Source organism: Metalysinibacillus jejuensis (assembly GCF_003057615.1).
In the GTDB taxonomy this organism is placed as follows: domain Bacteria; phylum Bacillota; class Bacilli; order Bacillales_A; family Planococcaceae; genus Metalysinibacillus; species Metalysinibacillus jejuensis.
The window spans coordinates 1-1,525 of record NZ_QAFW01000119.1 but is presented as its reverse complement, the minus strand read 5'-3'; the positions used below and the strand labels follow the sequence as shown (position 1 = coordinate 1,525).

Below are 1,525 nucleotides of genomic sequence, written 5' to 3'. Positions count from 1 at the left end.
CAAGTAGTCTAAAAGTGTCGTTACATTACATTTACGAGCCGTATCTTCAAACTGAAACTCAGCTAGAATCCCGTCCAGTTCTTCCTGTGAAATAAAGTTTTGAAGTAATGTGAAAATCGTGGTATTCGCGAGCCTAGAGATTCCTTCTCGTAAATGTTGGTGTGGTAACTTACATTTTACATGGAATCTCTCTTTTTTATTAGTTTTTTATAGGAAAATTTAGTTAATCAACAGACGTGTATATAGAATGAAATAAAAGAGAGAGCCATCAATTCGACGACAACTTAAACTTATTCCATTAGCCACATTCCTTCCAACACGAACAGTTTGTATGTTCACACTTATACCCTAATACTATTGAACCTTCCCAGCACCTTAATTAGAATAGACAGTAAATATATTCAAATTAGGAGTTGATTTATATTGTCTATTCTTCGTCCGCTATCTGTATTTTTAAAAGAATGGATAAGCTATCTCATGCCTTTTCTTTCACTTTTCTTTAAACCCACTAACGATATTAAACTTGAAAATATTGCTCTTAGAAGTCAATTAGCACTGTATCAACATCGTTTTGAAAAACAAAATCTAGTGAATTGTGTGAGTGCCAGGCACCCGATATTAAACGATACAAATTCGATAAAATCCGTTCACGCGACTCTTTCATAGAAAGATCAGGTAAACCAATAATGATACATGCTTCTTTGTCTGTACGGACATCGGCTTCAATATCGATACAATATCCTTTCAGACCTTCTAATCCAACGCTTTTAACCATTTTATCACCTCTTTTATATGATTACTTCCATTATAAAGAACATTTGTTCTTATCGCAACTTTAATTGGATAAAAAAAGAACCAGCCCGAGAGCTAGTTCTTGCTGTAAATTGTATGGGTGCCAGGCATGCTATATTTTATCCACCACGCCATGTATTTTTAAATTGTAGTGAATTGTGTGAGTGCCAGGCATACGATATTATTGGCAATGAAAACAAAAAGAAACCCTCCGCAAGATTGCTCTTGCGAAAGGCTTTCTATGTCTATCCACCATACCATGCATTTTCATGAATTGTAGTGAATTGTGCGAGTGCCAGGCACCCGATATTTAGTGAACTATCTTCATATAAATGGTACGTACTATGATAATTCGCTGACTTTGAGAACAAGGTGAAATCACAAATATTGATAGTAATCGTCGGTAATAGACGACGATACGTTTTACCTTTAGGTAATTGGTCTAAAAATAAACGTGACCAATAATACAAGGTACGTTTTATCATATCGTGTTGGTTAGACAGCTGCATTTCCACATTGATTAATTCATTTGCTTGAGTACGTACAACGATATCAAGACGTGACTGTTTATCATCGAGATACTCGCCGCCTACTTCTTGATTAATAAATCACGTCTGTTGATTAACTAGTTTTTACCAATCAAATTCAATAAAAAAGAGAGATTCCATGTAAAATGTAAGTTACGACACCAACTTTTACGAGGAGAATCTCTCATGGCTAAGAATACCACGGT

2 protein-coding genes are annotated in these 1,525 nt (G+C 35.1%); both read right to left on the bottom strand.

What is annotated here, in order from left to right:
• Positions 1-538: 538 nt before the first annotated feature.
• Positions 539-775: a hypothetical protein gene (locus DDE80_RS15220; RefSeq protein WP_161952357.1), complete on the bottom strand. Its 237-nt coding sequence runs from the start codon at positions 773-775 to the stop codon at positions 539-541.
• 262 nt (positions 776-1,037) lie between these two features.
• Positions 1,038-1,397, bottom strand: a complete 360-nt coding sequence (locus DDE80_RS14315; RefSeq protein ID WP_282432405.1) for an Rpn family recombination-promoting nuclease/putative transposase — start codon at positions 1,395-1,397, stop codon at positions 1,038-1,040.
• Between the last annotated feature and the right edge of the window lie 128 nt (positions 1,398-1,525).